Here is a 12,216-nt window from a genome sequence, read left to right as displayed (position 1 = left end):
CTAAATGGCCGCCAGCTTATCGCAAGCAACTGAACAATGACGTTGTGGGTGCTCGGACTGAATCACCAGACCGCACCTGTGGACCTGCGCGAACGCGCGGCGTTCGCAGGTGATGCGCTACCGCGCGCGCTCGAATCGTTGCGTGCGTTGCCGCAGGTGAGCGAGGCCGCGCTGCTGTCCACCTGCAACCGCACCGAGTTGTATGCGATGGCCGACGAGGCGCACAGCCTGGTCAACTGGCTGGAAACGCATGCGCCCGGGCTGAGCGGTTATCTGTATCAGCACCAGGAGGCCGAAGCGGTACGCCACCTGTTCCGGGTCGCCACCGGGCTGGACTCGATGGTGCTGGGCGAGCCGCAGATCCTGGGCCAGGTGAAAGACGCCTGGGCAGTGGCGCGTGCACACGGCGCGCTGGGCAGCGGCCTGGACCGGCTGCTCCAGCAGACCTTTTCGGTGGCCAAGCGTGCGCGTACCGACACCCGCGTCGGCGCCAATCCGGTCTCGGTGGCGTCCACTGCGGTGCGGCTGGCGCAGGAATCGTTTGCCCGGCTCAACGAATCCACGGTGCTGCTGATCGGCGCCGGCGAGACCATCGAACTGGCCGCCAAGCATTTGAGCGAAGGCCGCGTACGTCGTCTGCTGATCGCCAATCGCACCCTCGCCCACGCCCAGACGCTGGCCAGCCAGCATGGCGGCTACGCGTTGCCGCTGGGCGACCTGGAACGTCATCTGGCCGAGGCCGACGTGGTGTTTTCGGCCACTGCTGCGCGTGAGCCGCTGGTGACACGCGTGCAGGTAGAACAGGCCTTGCGCGCGCGCAAACGCAAACCGATGCTGCTGTTCGACCTGGCGGTGCCACGCGATATCGAGGCCTCCGTGGGCGAGTTGAGCGACGCCTACCTGTACACGGTGGACGATCTGGAACGCGCGGTCGAAGACAACCGCCGCGGCCGCCGCGAAGCGGCCGACCAGGCCGAAGCCATCATCGACCTGCAGGTGGCGCGCTATGTCGAAACCTTGCAGGCCACCGCGCGCCAGGCACCGCTCAAGCGGCTGCGCGCGTTTGGCGACAGCACCCGCGATGAACTGCTGGCCAAGGCACGCCAGCAATTGCACAACGGCAAAGCCGCCGACGAAGTACTGGAACAATTGGCGCATGCGCTAACCAACCGCTTGCTGCATCCACCCACTGCCGCATTGCGCGATGCAGCGCTCAACAACGACCTGGAATTGACCACCGCGGCCGACCGGCTGTTTCCGGAAAAACCGGGTTACCAACATCCCCCTATAGCTACCCCGATCGTGAGGACCGATGACGCCGACCCTGCGCCGTAAGCTCGAAGCGCTGGCCGAGCGCCGCGAAGAACTGCAACACCTGCTCTCCGACCCCGATGTGGTCAACAACAACGACAAGTTCCGCACGTTGTCGCGCGAACTGTCGCAGCTGGAGCCGGTGGCGGTGGCGCTGGAAGACGAGACGCGCGCCAAGGCCGACCTGGCTGCGGCCGAAGCCATGCGCAGCGACCCGGAAATGCGCGAGCTGGCCGAAGAGGAAATCGCCGCCGCACAGGCGCGCCTGGAAGAACTCGACGCGCAACTGGCATTGCTGCTGGTACCGCGCGACCCGCGCGACGACGGCAACCTGTTTTTGGAAGTCCGCGCCGGCACCGGCGGCGACGAAGCAGCGATCTTTGCCGGCGACCTGTTCCGCATGTACGCGCGCTACGCCGAGCGCCAGGGCTGGAAAGTGGAGATCGAATCCGATAGCCCCGGCGAACACGGCGGCTACAAGGAAGTGGTGGCGCGCGTGGTCGGGCGCGGTGCGTATTCGCGCTTGAAGTTCGAATCCGGCACCCACCGTGTGCAACGCGTGCCGGCGACCGAATCGCAGGGCCGCATCCACACCTCGGCCGCAACAGTGGCGATCATTCCCGAAGCCGATGACGTGGAAGAGATCGTGATCAATCCAGCCGATCTGAAGGTGGATACATTCCGCTCGTCCGGTGCGGGCGGCCAGCACGTCAACAAGACCGAATCGGCGATCCGCATCACCCACGTGCCCAGCGGGGTGGTGGTGGAATGCCAGACCGAGCGCAGCCAGCATGCCAATCGCGACAAGGCGATGAAGCGGCTGAAAGCACAGTTGGCGGAAGCCGAACGCAGCAAGGCGGCTGCAGCAGAAGCGCAGACGCGCAAGTTGCAGGTGGGCAGCGGCGACCGCAGCCAGCGCATCCGCACCTACAGCTTTCCGCAGGGCCGCATTACCGACCATCGTGTCGAAGGGCTGACCTTGTACGACCTGCCCAACATCATCGAAGGCGATCTGGATGCATTGATCGCGCGGCTGCTGCACGAGCATCAGGCCGACGAACTGGCACGGTTGAGCGACAGCCCGTGAGTGCGCAGGTCCCGCGCGAGCTCTTGCAGCTGCGCGAGGCAGTGCGATGCCAGCCCGGCGATTTCGTCGCCTGGTTGATGCTGGCCGATGCCGAGCTCGGCATGGGCGCAACCGCTGCCGGCGAAGCGGCCGTGCAGCGCGCGTTGGTATTGCATCCTGGGCACCCGGAAGCGGTGGCGCGACTGGGCCGGGTGCGCTGGGCACAGCAGCGCCATGCAGAAGCCGCCACGTTGCTACAGCAGGCCTCGGACCTGGTGCCGCAGCACCCGGGCATTGCGTTGTGGCTTGGGCACGCGCTCGAAGATGCAGGCCAACCGGAGCAGGCGGCCGACGCCTACACGCGCGCGCATCAGCTGTTGCCCGACGCGCCCTACATCACCGCGCAATTACTCAATTGGCGACGCCGCCTATGCGATTGGCGCGAGCTGGAATCACTGGCTGCGCAGGTGCGTACTGCAGTGGCGCAAGGCGAGGCGGCGGTGGAGCCATTCGCGTTCCTGAGCGAGGACGCCAGCGCTGCCGAGCAGCTGGCGTGCGCCCGCACCCGTGGGCAGGCGATTGCCGCGTCTCTGCGCCCGCTGCCAGCGGCAACGCTGCGCAGCCGCGGCGCACTGCAGCTCGGCTTCGTCTCCAACGGCTTTGGCGCGCACCCCACCGGTTTGCTGACCGTGGCGTTGTTCGAAGCGCTGCAGCGACGTCAGCCGGACCTGCAGGTGCACCTGTTTGCGACCAGCCATGACGACGGCAGCGAGATTCGCGCGCGCCTGGCACAGGCGACGCTGTTGCACGACGTCACCACGCTCGGGCATCTGGCGACCGCGCAGCACATTCGCGACTTAGGCATCGATCTGCTGTTCGATCTACGCGGCTGGGGCGGTGGCGGACGTCCGGAAGCCTTTGCATTACGCCCAGCACCGGTGCAGCTCAACTGGCTGGCGTATCCAGGCACCTCGGGCGCACCGTGGATGGACTATGTGTTGGGCGATGCATTTGCATTGCCGCCGTCGCTGGAGCCGTTTTACAGCGAACAGGTGCTGCGCCTGCCGCGTGTGTTCCAGCCCTCGGATACCTCGCGCTCGGTTGCCGAACCGCCATCGCGTGCGAAATGCGGCTTACCTGAGCAGGGCGTGGTGCTGTGCTGCTTCAACAACAGTTACAAGCTCAATGCACGCAGCATGCTGCGCATGCTGGCGGTATTACGCGCGGTTCCAGATAGCGTGTTGTGGCTGCTGTCCGGCCCAGGCCAGGCGGATGCGCGATTGCGTGCGTTCGCGCAGGCACAAGGCGTGGCTCCGCAGCGCCTGATTTTCATGCCGAAGTTGCCGCATCCACAGTATCTGGCGCGCTATCGGCATGCGCATCTGTTTTTGGATACGCATCCCTACAACGCGCACACCACTGCCTCTGATGCGCTATGGGCAGGCTGCCCGGTGTTGACCACGCCGGGCGAGACTTTTGCTGCGCGTGTGGCTGGCAGCCTCAATCAGCATCTGGGGCTGGATGAGATGAATGTTGGCGATGACGCTGCGTTTGTGGCCAAAGCAATCGCGTTGGCGAGCGATGCGGAGGCCTTGCGTGGCGTGCGTGCGCGGTTGGCGGAGCAACGCCTGCGCAGTGGTGTTTTCGATATGGACGGATTTGCGGATGATCTGGCTGTGCTGCTGCGCGGTGTTGCTCAGCGCAGTGGGTGGTTGGGGGTTTAGAGCGTTGCCACGCGTTGGCTAACGGGCGCCACTTGCGCGAAGAGGGCGCGCATGAGCCGCAGCGTGCGAGGGATAAATGCCGTCTCCAAGCATCAGCCGCGACCGCCTGCGACTGCCCAGTCGTTTTGTTAGCGCTTCCAGATGTCGGTTGTCGAATGCAGCACCCATGTGCTGCGTGAGATGAGTGGCTGGAGGCGCCTCCAAGCGCTGCGGATACGCATCGACGCTGTATTTCCTTCTCCCGTCGGAACATTGGCCCCCTTCATTGGGAGAAAAGGATGCGTAGCGCCGAATGAGGGTGTGACCACTGCAACATTCCCTGCCGCCGTACCCTCACCCCAACCCCTCTCCCGCAGGAGATGGGCTAACGGCGACGCATCACTCCATACCCGATAGGTAGACGCTCGATGCAACTTCACACCGCAGCGCTGTACCCGGCGGCCCAGCCTCGCTAGGCTGCGTGCATGCCTTCCACTTTCGACTTCATTCCGCTGCGCCTGTGCGTGCTGACCGTGTCCGACAGCCGCACCCTGGCCGATGACCGCTCCGGCGATTACCTGGCCGATGCCCTCACCCACGAAGGTCACGTGCTGCACGACCGTGCACTCTGCCCGGACGACCGTTACCGCATGCGAGCGATCGTGTCCGGCTGGATCGCCGATGCGCAGGTCGATGGCATCCTGATCACCGGTGGCACCGGCTTTACGGGCCGCGATAGCACACCGGAGGCGATCACCCCGTTGCTGGACAAGGTCATGCCTGGGTTCGGCGAGATGTTCCGCGCGATCAGCGTGGAAGAAATCGGCACCTCCTCGCTGCAGTCGCGCGCGTTTGCCGGGCTGGCCAATCACAGCTTCGTGTTCTGCCTGCCCGGCTCCACCTCGGCCTGCCGCACAGCGTGGGAAAAGATTGTGCGTGCGCAGCTGGATGCGCGCACCAAGCCCTGCAATCTGGCGACATTGCGTCCACGCCTGGGCGAATAGCCTGCGCGCTTTCCACTGTTGCTGGAACGCGCATGTCGCACCTGAAACGCAAGGCTTACAAAAAGTTGCTGGCGCCGATGCAATTGGAGCTGGTCAACATGGCGCGCTGGCTGCGCCACACCAACCAGCGTGCGCTGGTGCTGGTGGAAGGCCGCGACACCGCCGGCAAGGGCGGCGTGATCCAGGCCATCGCCAGCCATCTCAACCCGCGCCAGTGCCGTGTAGTGGCGCTGCCCAAGCCGAACGATCGCGAAAGCACGCAGTGGTATTTCCAGCGCTACGTGACGCACTTGCCGGCGGCTGGCGAATTGGTGCTGATGGATCGCAGCTGGTACAACCGTGCCGGCGTCGAAAAGGTGATGGGCTATTGCACCGACGCGCAATACGACCTATTCCTGGAGCAGGCGCCACGCTTCGAGCAGATGCTGGTCGACGACGGCATCCTGCTGTTCAAGTACTGGTTGTGCGTGGACCAGGCCGAGCAGGAAAAGCGCTTTGCCGAACGCCGCGAGGACCCGCTCAAGGGTTGGAAGCTGTCGCCGGTGGACCTGCAGTCACGCGCCAAATACGACGACTACACCGCTGCGCGCGAACGCATGCTGGAAGCGACGCATACGCCAGATGCACCGTGGACGCTGGTGGATTTCAACGACCAGAAACGTGGCCGTTTGAGCCTGATCCGCGATTTACTGGACCGGCTACCGGACACCGCGGTGCCCGATACGTTGATGCAGCTGCCGCCATTGCCCGGCAAGCTGCACAAGGAACGCTACGGCGTTCTGGAACCGATCGACGATTACACCGCCCAGTCTTGAGAGAGTTCGTTGCTGGCCGCAGTGGCACGCGGCAGCGGATGCAGGCCGGCCTGACGTTCGGCTTGCTCGGCCTGCAGCACCAGCTGGCTCAGGCGCTGACTGAACAACTGCATGAAACCGCGATGCAGCGGGCGCATCGCCTCCATGTAGTCCACGTCATCGGCCTGTGCGCCGAGCGGGCTGCAGGACGACAGCAGCACTTCGTCCAGCCGCAGTGCGCTGTCGGGCAGGCGCACCAGTGCGGCGCGGCGGAGCCAGTCGCGCATGCCCTCGCGGTATTCGGCGGCCAGGATGTAGGCCACTTCGACCTGATCCAGGTCCACATCTGGGTTCCATGCCAGCACCTGGATCACCTGCGAGCGCTCGTCCAGCATGCGGCCTTCGGCCACCAACGCATGCAGCTGTTGCAGCAGGCGCCATTGCACGCCGGCGGCTTCGCGCTGGGCACTCGGCATCGTCTCGATGGCCAGGGACAGACGCCGCGCAAACAACGCTGACACTTCTGACAGCACAATCGGGCCGGCATCGGCGCCGAGCAAGAAGCGTTCGGTACGCAGCGCGGCGGTGTCTGGCAGATAGCCGTCCTGCAGCGGGCGCATCACGCCGTGGTCGAGCAGCGACAGCACCACATCCAGCCAGTAACGGCGTTCCTGCTGCAGCGTGCGGTTGGCGGCGGCGTTGTGCCAGGCCTGACGCACATCGTCCAGGCGCACGATGCACGCCTGCGCATCCAGCCCGTCCCACGGCGCGCGGGTGGCGTCGTTGGGGTCGAACGTTTCTGCGCTGAGCATGCCGCCGCCGAATCGGTGCCAGGCGGCGCCACGCTGGGCGCCGGCCGGGTCCGGCTTGGCAGCAGCAATCGGGGCTGCGGTGGCTGGGCGCAGGAGCGCGGCATAGGCATCGGCCCACGAGTCGGGCAGGCGCGCCGACAACGGATAGTTTGCCGAGGGCTGAGCCAGCCCCTGGCGTGCCAGACGCAGGCTCCACACCACCGCTCCGACGACGATGCCGCCGAAGATCCAGGCCAGCAGCCAACTGGTGGCCGCCTGTTCGGGTTGCAGCACGCGGGTGTGCGGGTGCAGAAACAACAACCAGCCGCTGCCCAGCAGGACACCGAGATACAGCCACGGCGCCAACTGCGCCATCTGGCGGTTGCGGCGATGTGCGGGCAGGTCATGCCCGTCGTTGCGGTCTTCAGATGGAGCGGCCATTACATTCCCCGTGCACGCCTGATCGCGTTGACAAGGTTATCGGCGAGGCCATCCAACTCTGTTGGCCTGCTTCAGTGGCGCACGCTCAGCCAGTTACAAATTCTTCAGTCGGCGGAACGGCGCACGGCGTGCGCGTCACTGCCGTGACCGTCGCGGCCGGTGGGCCCTGCCACAGCCATGCTTCCAAGACCTCCAGCGCCGCCGCGCTGCCGGCGGCGACCACCTCCACGCTGCCGTCCGCCTGGTTGCGCGCGTGCCCAACCAAGCCCAGCGCGATGGCGCGTTCGCGGGTGGAAGCGCGATACCACACGCCCTGCACCACCCCACTCACCTCAAAGCGTGCCGCCTGCATTACCCCGCCTTTCCGGTGATGCCGACGGCGGCTTCGATATCGCGCGCGGTGACCGGGCCGAGGAATTGCTTGGCGACCTTGCCGTCCGGGCCGATCAGGTAGGTCATCGGCAGGCCGCGCGGGGTGGCGAAGTCCTGTGGCGGCTGGTACGGGTCGAGGATGGCCACCGGATAGGAGACCGGGTGGTCCTTCAAAAATGCCTGCATGTCGGCGCTGGTGATGTCTTCATAGGCCAGACCCACCACTTCGATGCTGTCGCGCATGGTGTGCAGCGCCGACAACTCGGGCATTTCCTTCAGGCACGGCGCGCACCAGGTGGCCCAAAAATTCACCACGACCCATTTGCCGCGGTGCGCGGCCAGGTCGTAGGTCTCGCCGGTGACGGTCGGCAGCGAAAGCTTGGGCATGTCGGCGGTCTGCTGCACCACCGAGTTGGCGGGCGGTGCGGCCGGGTCGGCGGGCGTGGCCGGCGCAGTCGGCGTCTGGGTGGTGGCGGCCGGCGCGGCCCCGTTGCCGGCGGCGGGAGTGCCCTCGCTGGCGGGCTTGCAGGCGGTGAGCAACAGCAATGGCAACAGCAGCGCACAGGCGCCGCGGACAAGACGCACAGTCATGGAGGACCTCCGGGAAGGTGGGTGTAAAGGTCGCCGACCGGTTGCGCCAGCACGCTGCGCAACGGTTGGCGTAGCTGTTCCAGCGTGGCGGCGGCGGCCTGGCCATAGGCATCGTCGCGACACGGCAACGGGCGGTCTTCGATCGGCACGCGCAGTTGGCAGTTTTCGTAGAGCTCGGCCAGTGGCACCACGTCCAGATCGCGCGCCAACAACCATTGCCCGCGCTCGTCGCGGCGCAGCAGGCGAATGCGTTTGAGCTCGCATAGCAACTCCTGCATCAGCGTGTCGGTGAGCATGGGTTCCAGCGCAAGGATGCGGTCTTCGTCCAGGCCTTCGCCGTGGACGCGCGCCTGGCGGAACCGGCCGAGCAGACGCAGCAGGCCGTAGATCTCGAAGCCCGGCGGCAGCCGCATGGCTTCGGGCTGGTAGCGGAAGGCCGCCATCGACGAGGCCAGCGAGGCGCCCAGCAGCACCGATACCCAGCTCAGGTAGATCCACAACAACAGGATCGGCAACGCCGACAATGCGCCGTAAATGCGTTGATAGGTCTGGAAGTTACCGAGATAAAAGCCAAACCCCCACTTGACGATTTCCATCAGGATCACCGCCAGCAGCGCGCCCGGCAGCGCATGCCGCAGCCGCACCACGTGCTGCGGCACTACGCGGTAGATCAGCACGATACAGACGAACTCCACCGCCATCGGCGCCAGCCGCCAGGCGAATTCGGCCAGCCATTGGCCTTCGGTGGTGCGGAACAGCGGCAGCGCGAACACATACGCTGCCATCGCCATCGAGGCGGCGGCCAGCATGGTGCCCAGCGTCAGCACCGTCCAATAGATCAAGAAACGCGTCACCTTCGGCCGCGCGGCGGCGACCCGCCAGATGCTGTTGAAGGTCTGCTCGATGCTGTGCAGGGTGATCAGCAGCGAGGCCACCAGCGCCACCATACCGGCCACGGTGAACTTGCCCAGGTCTTCCAGCGAGCGGTTGAGATAGTTCTGTACCGAGCGCGCGGCGCCGGGGACGAAGTTGTTGAAGATGAAATCGGTCAGTGCGTCCTTCCACTCGTTGAAGGCCGGAAATGCCGACAACACACCGAACACCACGATCGCCAATGGCACCAGTGCAAACACGGTGGTGTACGCAAGCGAGGCGGCCGCCTGGAACAGCCGGTCGTCGAGAAAGCGGCGCCACAGAAAGCGCCCGAAGCTCACCGTCCGCGCGCGGTCGCGCAGACGCTCTTTCCATTGGTGGAGTTTGTTCACACGCGACATCGCGCAAGGGTACCCGATGCGCCGTCATCGCGGCCTTGCCGCAGCTGCGGCGTGCAGCAACAGGCTGGCTTGGTCGATACTGCGGCAACTCACACAGGCGGCAAAGACACGATGGCGGAGATTCTGGTGCTGTATTACAGCCGGGGCGGTTCGGTGGCGCGGCTGGCGCGGCAGATCGCGCGCGGCATCGGCGAAGTGCCCGGCATGAGCGCGCGGCTGCGCACGGTGCCTCCGGTCGCTGCGGTCACTCAAACCAGCGCCCCGCCGGTCCCGGACGAAGGCGCGCCGTATGTGGACCGCGCCGATCTGGCCGAGTGCAGCGGCCTGTTGCTGGGCAGCCCCACCCGCTTCGGCAACATGGCCGCGCCGATGAAGCATTTCCTCGACAGCCTGGGCGCCGAATGGGCCAGCGGCACCCTGGCGGGCAAACCGGCGGGCGTGTTCACCTCCACCGCCTCAATGCATGGCGGGCAGGAATCCACCTTGCTGTCGATGCACCTGCCGCTGCTGCATCACGGCTGCCTGATCGTCGGCATCCCGTTCACCGAGGCCGCGCTCAGCCACACCACCAGCGGCGGCACGCCGTACGGCGCCAGCCATGTCTCCGGCGCTGATGGAGACCCGCAACCGAGCGAGGACGAAGCGCTGCTGGCGCGCGCGCTGGGCCGCCGGGTGGCCGATATCGCGCGGCGGCTGGCAAGCCCATGAGCGTGCGCGTCATGCATTGGCTGCTGAGCGCCGCACTGCTGGCGCTGGCGGTGTTGTTCGCGGTGTGGTTTCACGACGACCCGCGCCCGATTGCCGCGCTCATCGTCTTCGTACTGCCGGCCGCGCTGACCGGCGTGCTGGCGGTACGCAGCGCGCGTGCCCGCTTCTGGGCCGGCGTGTTTGCGCTGGGCTGGTTCAGCCACGGCGTGATGGCTGCCTGGAGCCAGCCGCAGGCACGTGGTATGGCATGGCTGGAATTGCTGCTCGCCCTGGCGGTTGTTGGCCTGGTGGGCGGCCCCGGCATGGCAGCGCGCTTCGGCAAGAAACGCCCGCCGCATTGATGCTGCCCAACTGCGCGATGCCGCGGGTGCCAGCGCATCCACTTGAAAGCACTCAGGCGGCTACTCCTGAGCGCAGCCAACACACCAACTGCGACCATTGTCAGGCGGACCTGGCCGGTGCTCGGGCGGCATGTACCGAGCCTCCACTCCATGCACACCGTCCACGCCCACCTGACGATTACTTGCTACGGTTCGATAGCCGCTCTTAGTTTCCGACCAGCGTAGTCACGCCCTGCGGGTCGACATACAGCAAAGTCTGCCGTTAACCACACTGCAATTGCCGCCGAACCCCACATTGAGCGTGCTCGAGGTGCTGTATTTGGCGAACTGCGCGGCAGCGCCGGACGGTAACGTCAGATCCAGCCGCTGATGGCCAGTGCCGGTGTTGACCGCCACCAGCACCAGCTTGTTGTCCGGTGTGCGGTAGGCGGCGACCGAGACATCGGAATACGGGGGTGCTCGGTGCGCCGATGCGCACCGAGCAGGGACGCACGCAGCATGCGAACTGCGACATCGCGTCGCCTCCGGTTCGGACCTAACGCCGCAGCCAGCGTCTGCGCAGGCGCTGCATGTGCGAAGGCTGCTGGCAGCGTGCGTCATGATCCCTTCGTGTTGAACGGGAAATCACCCTCCGCTGGTCGGCGCATGCCTGCACCGGATCAACCCAAGCACATGCAGCACCGCCACATTCGGCACAGCGAGCGCAGATTCGGCGCACCCGTTGGTCAAGGCCGCTGTCTTACTGCCACTCCCCTGGCCGGGCGGTATCATGGCGGCCCGCACGCGGCCTTCACCGCGTTTGCCCTACAGGATCCGCAGCAATGGAAGACCTTCTGATCGTCACCACCGGTGGCACGATCGACAAGATCTACTTCGACGATAAATCGGACTACCAGATCGGCGACCCGCAGATCGGCCAGATCTTGAAAGAACTGGGCGTGACCTTCCGTTTTTCGGTGATTCCGATCATTCGCAAGGATTCGCTGCACATCACCGATGCCGACCGCGAACTGATCTGTGCCACCATCGCCGCCCAGCCCACACGCCACGTGCTGATCACCCACGGCACCGATTCGATGGTGGAAACTGGCAAGGTGCTGCAGACCATCGCTGACAAGACCATCGTGATGACCGGCGCGTTGAACCCGGCACGCTTCCGCGGTTCGGATGCCGAATTCAATATCGGTTGCGCCGTCGGTGCAGTGCAATCGCTGCCGGCTGGCGTCTACATCGCCATGAACGGCCGCATCTGGAATCCGGAAAAGGTGCGCAAGAACGTGGCTGCCAATCGCTTCGAATCGGTCTGAGACCATGAGCAAGGTCACCCGTGCAACCAAGGCATTGGACGCTGCCGGCGTGGCTTACGTGTTGCACCCGTACGACTATCAGCCCGATGCCGATGCGAAGGGATTGCAAGCCGCACAGGCGCTGGGCCTGCAGCCGCACACCGTGTTGAAGACGTTGATGGCGTGGGTCGACGACAAGGCGGTCTGCGTGGTGATTCCCTGCGACCGCCGGGTGTCGTTAAAGAAACTGGCCAGCGCGTACGGTGGCAAGTCGGCACGCATGATGGAGGTGGCCGATGCCGAGCGTCGCACCGGCTATAAGGTTGGCGGTATCAGTCCGCTCGGCCAGCAACGGCAAGCGCCAGTGCTGGTGGAAACCACGGCGTTGGATGCACCCGCGCTGTGGATCAACGCCGGCCAGCGCGGGTTGCTGCTGGAATTGCCCGGTGCCCAGCTGTTGCCTGCACTCGCCGCACGCGCGTGCGCACTATGCGAGTAACCGCATAACCGCGATGCCGCACGTACTTGCTGGTG

The 12,216-nt window shown here is 65.6% G+C and carries 13 protein-coding genes and 1 pseudogene; 9 read left to right on the top strand and 5 right to left on the bottom strand.

Features of this window, described 5'->3' with window-relative positions; all coding sequences use genetic code 11:
- Positions 1 to 36: 36 nt before the first annotated feature.
- The 5 genes from hemA (at position 37) to ppk2 (ending at position 5,899) form a co-directional block, all read left to right on the top strand.
- Complete coding sequence (gene hemA, locus KWO_RS05015; protein WP_010376326.1) at positions 37 to 1,335, top strand: glutamyl-tRNA reductase; 1,299 nt, start codon at positions 37 to 39, stop codon at positions 1,333 to 1,335.
- Positions 1,313 to 2,398: a peptide chain release factor 1 gene (prfA, locus tag KWO_RS05010; RefSeq protein WP_010367320.1), complete on the top strand. Its 1,086-nt coding sequence runs from the start codon at positions 1,313 to 1,315 to the stop codon at positions 2,396 to 2,398. The genes hemA and prfA overlap by 23 nt, the downstream gene beginning before the upstream one ends.
- Positions 2,395 to 4,101 (top strand): O-linked N-acetylglucosamine transferase, SPINDLY family protein, encoded by a 1,707-nt coding sequence (locus KWO_RS05005; protein ID WP_010376323.1) that lies wholly within the window; start codon positions 2,395 to 2,397, stop codon positions 4,099 to 4,101. The genes prfA and KWO_RS05005 overlap by 4 nt, the downstream gene beginning before the upstream one ends.
- A 464-nt stretch (positions 4,102 to 4,565) precedes the next feature.
- On the top strand, positions 4,566 to 5,084 hold the full coding sequence (gene moaB, locus KWO_RS05000) for a molybdenum cofactor biosynthesis protein B (RefSeq protein ID WP_010367322.1): 519 nt from the start codon (positions 4,566 to 4,568) through the stop codon (positions 5,082 to 5,084).
- 32 nt (positions 5,085 to 5,116) lie between these two features.
- Positions 5,117 to 5,899, top strand: a complete 783-nt coding sequence (ppk2, locus tag KWO_RS04995; RefSeq protein WP_010367323.1) for a polyphosphate kinase 2 — start codon at positions 5,117 to 5,119, stop codon at positions 5,897 to 5,899.
- Here ppk2 and KWO_RS04990 read toward each other — a convergent pair.
- The 4 genes from KWO_RS04990 to KWO_RS04975 form a co-directional block, all read right to left on the bottom strand.
- Positions 5,881 to 7,110, bottom strand: coding sequence for a hypothetical protein (locus KWO_RS04990; RefSeq protein WP_017112878.1), 1,230 nt, complete (start codon positions 7,108 to 7,110; stop codon positions 5,881 to 5,883). The two genes, ppk2 and KWO_RS04990, sit on opposite strands and share 19 nt — an antisense overlap.
- Positions 7,111 to 7,195: 85 nt before the next feature.
- Positions 7,196 to 7,462, bottom strand: a complete 267-nt coding sequence (locus KWO_RS04985; RefSeq protein ID WP_017112879.1) for an acylphosphatase — start codon at positions 7,460 to 7,462, stop codon at positions 7,196 to 7,198.
- Complete coding sequence (locus KWO_RS04980; RefSeq protein WP_017112880.1) at positions 7,462 to 8,073, bottom strand: TlpA family protein disulfide reductase; 612 nt, start codon at positions 8,071 to 8,073, stop codon at positions 7,462 to 7,464. Before KWO_RS04980 ends, KWO_RS04985 begins: the two co-directional genes overlap by 1 nt.
- A complete protein-coding gene (locus KWO_RS04975) occupies positions 8,070 to 9,347 on the bottom strand; it encodes a YihY family inner membrane protein (RefSeq protein ID WP_010367329.1) in 1,278 nt (425 codons plus the stop codon). The genes KWO_RS04980 and KWO_RS04975 overlap by 4 nt, the downstream gene beginning before the upstream one ends.
- 51 nt (positions 9,348 to 9,398) lie before the next feature.
- Between KWO_RS04975 and wrbA the strand changes: the two genes are divergently transcribed.
- On the top strand, positions 9,399 to 10,055 hold the full coding sequence (gene wrbA, locus KWO_RS04970; RefSeq protein WP_017112881.1) for an NAD(P)H:quinone oxidoreductase: 657 nt from the start codon (positions 9,399 to 9,401) through the stop codon (positions 10,053 to 10,055).
- Positions 10,052 to 10,396 (top strand): DUF2069 domain-containing protein, encoded by a 345-nt coding sequence (locus tag KWO_RS04965; RefSeq protein WP_010367338.1) that lies wholly within the window; start codon positions 10,052 to 10,054, stop codon positions 10,394 to 10,396. The genes wrbA and KWO_RS04965 overlap by 4 nt, the downstream gene beginning before the upstream one ends.
- Before the next feature lie 205 nt (positions 10,397 to 10,601).
- Here KWO_RS04965 and KWO_RS04960 read toward each other — a convergent pair.
- Positions 10,602 to 10,919 (bottom strand): annotated as a pseudogene (locus KWO_RS04960) (glycoside hydrolase family 30 beta sandwich domain-containing protein); the annotation flags it as partial.
- A 298-nt stretch (positions 10,920 to 11,217) separates the two neighbouring features.
- Here KWO_RS04960 and KWO_RS04955 point away from each other — a divergent pair.
- Positions 11,218 to 11,703: an asparaginase domain-containing protein gene (locus KWO_RS04955; protein ID WP_010367341.1), complete on the top strand. Its 486-nt coding sequence runs from the start codon at positions 11,218 to 11,220 to the stop codon at positions 11,701 to 11,703.
- Between the two features lie 4 nt (positions 11,704 to 11,707).
- Complete coding sequence (gene ybaK / locus KWO_RS04950) at positions 11,708 to 12,181, top strand: Cys-tRNA(Pro) deacylase (protein ID WP_010367342.1); 474 nt, start codon at positions 11,708 to 11,710, stop codon at positions 12,179 to 12,181.
- Positions 12,182 to 12,216: the final 35 nt, after the last annotated feature.

The sequence above is a fragment of the Xanthomonas vasicola pv. musacearum NCPPB 4379 genome, assembly GCF_000277895.2.
In the GTDB taxonomy this organism is placed as follows: Bacteria; Pseudomonadota; Gammaproteobacteria; order Xanthomonadales; family Xanthomonadaceae; genus Xanthomonas; species Xanthomonas vasicola.
The sequence above is the reverse complement of the archived record's forward strand: the minus strand, read 5'-3'. Positions and strand labels throughout refer to the sequence as shown.

Coding starts and splice junctions, on each gene's coding strand:
- hemA (WP_010376326.1), top strand. CDS start 37: ATGACGTTGTGGGTGCTCGGACTGAATCACCAGACCGCACCTGTGGAC.
- prfA (WP_010367320.1), top strand. CDS start 1,313: ATGACGCCGACCCTGCGCCGTAAGCTCGAAGCGCTGGCCGAGCGCCGC.
- moaB (WP_010367322.1), top strand. CDS start 4,566: ATGCCTTCCACTTTCGACTTCATTCCGCTGCGCCTGTGCGTGCTGACC.
- ppk2 (WP_010367323.1), top strand. CDS start 5,117: ATGTCGCACCTGAAACGCAAGGCTTACAAAAAGTTGCTGGCGCCGATG.
- KWO_RS04990 (WP_017112878.1), bottom strand. CDS start 7,110: ATGGCCGCTCCATCTGAAGACCGCAACGACGGGCATGACCTGCCCGCA.
- KWO_RS04985 (WP_017112879.1), bottom strand. CDS start 7,462: ATGCAGGCGGCACGCTTTGAGGTGAGTGGGGTGGTGCAGGGCGTGTGG.
- KWO_RS04980 (WP_017112880.1), bottom strand. CDS start 8,073: ATGACTGTGCGTCTTGTCCGCGGCGCCTGTGCGCTGCTGTTGCCATTG.
- KWO_RS04975 (WP_010367329.1), bottom strand. CDS start 9,347: ATGTCGCGTGTGAACAAACTCCACCAATGGAAAGAGCGTCTGCGCGAC.
- KWO_RS04965 (WP_010367338.1), top strand. CDS start 10,052: ATGAGCGTGCGCGTCATGCATTGGCTGCTGAGCGCCGCACTGCTGGCG.
- KWO_RS04955 (WP_010367341.1), top strand. CDS start 11,218: ATGGAAGACCTTCTGATCGTCACCACCGGTGGCACGATCGACAAGATC.
- ybaK (WP_010367342.1), top strand. CDS start 11,708: ATGAGCAAGGTCACCCGTGCAACCAAGGCATTGGACGCTGCCGGCGTG.